The 3,315-nt window shown below is 73.8% G+C and carries 2 protein-coding genes and 1 pseudogene; all 3 read left to right on the plus strand.

The annotated features are described in order from the left end of the window. Positions 1-387: pseudogene (locus tag VI238_RS09985) on the plus strand (hypothetical protein); the annotation flags it as partial. An 11-nt stretch (positions 388-398) separates the two neighbouring features. Beyond that, positions 399-1,121 carry an HAD family hydrolase gene (locus VI238_RS09990; RefSeq protein ID WP_331650911.1) on the plus strand — a complete coding sequence of 241 codons (723 nt, stop codon included), beginning with the start codon at positions 399-401 and terminating at the stop codon, positions 1,119-1,121. 128 nt (positions 1,122-1,249) lie between these two features. Beyond that, the gene (locus tag VI238_RS09995; protein ID WP_331650913.1) at positions 1,250-2,623 is read left to right on the plus strand and encodes a leucyl aminopeptidase family protein; all 1,374 of its coding nucleotides are present in this window, start codon (positions 1,250-1,252) and stop codon (positions 2,621-2,623) included. Positions 2,624-3,315 lie beyond the last annotated feature (692 nt).

Consider the following 3,315-nt stretch of genomic DNA (forward strand, 5'->3'; position numbering starts at 1 on the left):
CCGCCGCCGCCGGTCGCCGCGCCGCGCGCGACGCTCGCCGCGAAGCAGGCCATCGCGCCGACCTCCGACACCGCGCAGGCCGCGCGCGAGAACCTCGCGCGTGCGGAGGCGAAGAAGCAGGCCGAGGCCGAGGCGCAGAAGCTCGCCGAGGCGAACGCGAAGAAGGCCGCTGCCGCCGCGACCGCGCAGCCGACCGCGAAGAAGGACGAACCCGCGCCGAAGAAGGCGACCGCGCCGGCCAAGCCGAAGGTCGCGAAGGCGCCCGCGAAGCCGAAGGCCGCCGCGAAACCGAAGGCGGTCGCGAAGGCCGAAGCGCCGGCGAAGGCCGAGCCGGCGCCGCAGGCGCCGTCGTTCGGCAACGTCAGCGCGGGCACGAGCGGCCACTGAAGCGCGGTGTCGTGCGCATCCGCGCGGTCTCGCTCGACCTCGACGACACGCTGTGGCCGGTCGAACCCGCGATCGTCGCCGCCGAGCAGGCGCTCGACGACTGGCTGCGCACGCACCATGCGCCGGTCGCCGCGGCGTGGCCGATCGCCGCGCTGCGTGAACTGCGCGAGCGCGTGTCCGAAGAGCATCCGCACCTCGCGCACGACTTCACCGCGCAGCGCCTGATCACGCTCGAGCGCGCGTTCGCCGCGTGCGGCATCGGCGACGAGCACGTCGCCGATGCGTACGAGGTGTACTTCGCCGCGCGCAACCGCGTCGATTGCTACGCCGACGCCTTGCCCGCTCTGCACGCGATCGGCGCGCACGTGCCGCTCGCGAGCGTCTCCAACGGCAACGCCGACCTCGGCCGCATCGGCTTGCGCGCGCATTTCCGCGCCTGCATCTCGGCGCGCGAATGCGGCATCGCCAAGCCCGCGGCGGCGATCTTCCACGCCGCCTGCGATGCGCTCGGCGTCGCGCCGGGCGAGGTGCTGCACGTCGGCGACGACCCTTGGCTCGACGTCGCCGGCGCGCACGCGGCGGGGCTGCGCACCGCGTGGCTCAACCGCCACGGCGGCCCGTGGCCGGGACACGACGCGCTCGCGGGCATCCGCCCCGACCTCGAGCTGCGCGACCTCGGCGAGCTCGCGCGCTGGGTCGACGCGCACGCGCGCGTCGCCGATCGCGTCGGTTAGCGCCGGCTGCACGCCGGGGCGATGTCGAGGCACAATCCGGACTGGCCGCCGCTCGATCGCGATGCGCGGCACCCCGGCCGCGCGCGCTGCGACAGCGCGGAGCCACCTTCCGCCCGACGAGGACCGCAATGGATGCCTGGAGCATGACCAAGGACGCCGATGGTGCGACCCGCCTGATCGCGGTCGACCGCACGAACCTCGCGGCGGTCGCCGACGCGCTCGGCCCGGGCGTGAAGCGCTGGTGCGCCGCGAACGGCTTCGCCGGCGAGGCGGGCCGCTTCGTGCTGGTTCCGGACGCGGACGGCGGCGCGGGCGTCGTGCTCGTGGGCTGCGATGCGCGCGAGGGCCTGTTCGCGCTCGCGTCGCTGCCGCCGCGCCTGCCCGAAGGGCGCTACGCGCTCGACGCGCGCGGGCTCGCGCTCGACGCGGCCGACGCCGCGCTCGGCTGGGCGCTCGGCGCCTACCAGTTCACGCGCTACAAGAAGCCCGCGCGCAAGCCCGCGCAGCTCGTCGTCGACGACGCGGTCGCAGCGCGCGTCGAGGCGCTCGCGGCAGCCGCGTACCAGGTGCGCGACCTCGTCAACACGCCGACCGAGGACATGGGCCCGGTCGAACTCGCGGGCGCGGTGCGCGCGCTCGCCGAACGCCACGGCGCGACGTACCGCGAGTGGGCGGGCGACGAGCTGCTCGCGGCGAATTTCCCGACCATCCATGCGGTCGGCCGCGCGAGCCATCGCGCGCCGCGCCTGGCCGAGCTCAGCCACGGCGCCGCCGGCGCGCCGCACCTCGTGCTCGTCGGCAAGGGCGTCTGCTTCGACACCGGCGGCCTCGACATCAAGCCGTCCGACGGCATGCGCTGGATGAAGAAGGACATGGGCGGCGCCGCGCACGCGATCGCGCTCGCCTCGCTCGTGCTCGCGGCGAAGCTGCCGGTGCGCCTGACCCTGCTCGTGCCCGCGGTCGAGAACGCGATCGCCGGCAACGCCTACCGCCCCGGCGAAGTCATCACGACGCGCGCCGGCATCAGCGTCGAGGTCGACAACACCGACGCCGAAGGCCGCCTCGTGCTCTGCGACGCGCTCGCCTACGCGGCCGAGCAGAAACCCGACCTCATCCTCGACTTCGCGACGCTCACGGGCGCCGCGCGCGTCGCGCTCGGCCCCGACCTTCCCGCGCTGTTTTCGAATCGCGACGACGTCGCCGCCGCACTGCTCGACGCCGCACAGGCGACGCGCGACCCGCTCTGGCGCCTGCCGTTGTGGCGGCCGTACCTCGCGATGCTCGACTCGCACGTCGCCGACCTCGCCAACGCGGGCGCATCGCGCCACGCCGGCGCGATCACCGCCGCGCTCTATCTCGAGCGCTTCGTGCCGGACGCGCAGGCGTGGGCGCACCTTGACGTCTATTCGTGGAACGACGCCGACAAACCGGGCCGGCCGCGCGGCGGCGAGGCGCAGGGGTTGCGCGCGTATTTCGAGTTCCTGCGGCGCAGGTATTCGTAGGGTTCGCGTTGCCTCGACGCTTTTGTTTCGTCGCGTTGCCTCGACGCGCTCCCTCTTCCGTTGCCTCGTCAGGTTGCCTCGACGCGTACCCTTCGCGTTTTCGGTCTCCGCTTCCCTCTGCGGCGAGTCCCGCGGTTGCGTTGCGATTGTTTCCGCTTCGTCGAGCCCGGTGGGACTCGCGGTCGAGCGTCTCGCACACGCGCGCGTCGTCGCGCCGCTGCGTCCCACCCTACGCGGATGCGAGCACCACCCGGCTACGCGCGGAGCGCGCCGCTTCCCGGGCCCCGTCAGCGGCGGTGAACGGCGGCCGGATCAGCCCGCAGGGGCGCGCACAGGATGTGCGCGCGTTCGGCGTCGGCGCAGGAGCGCCGTCGGCGAACCCCGGCCGGTGTTCACGCACCCGCAGGGCAGGATGCCCGGAGGCCGACGCTGTCGGGGTGTCCTTTCTCTTGGTGACTTCTCTTTGGACAAGCACTGCGCCGCAGGAGCGGCGCGAACAGCGAAGCTGGCCCGAAGGGCGGAGGGCAGGAGGCCCGGAGGAAAGAAAAGTCACCGGCCCGCAGGGATGCGGGACGAACATGCACGGACGCGGGTCGGTTGTCGCGAAGAGTCGCGCCTGCTGCTCGCAAGCAGGAACAGCGAAGACGCACCGCAGGAGCACCCTCACCCAACCCTCTCCCGCAAGCGGGAGA

Origin of the sequence: Dokdonella sp., from assembly GCF_036518555.1 — a bacterium.
Classification (GTDB): domain Bacteria; phylum Pseudomonadota; class Gammaproteobacteria; order Xanthomonadales; family Rhodanobacteraceae; genus Dokdonella_A.

What these genes read in the sequence shown, in the direction of transcription:
- VI238_RS09995 (WP_331650913.1), top strand. Translation starts at nt 1,250, where the DNA reads ATGGATGCCTGGAGCATGACCAAGGACGCCGATGGTGCGACCCGCCTG.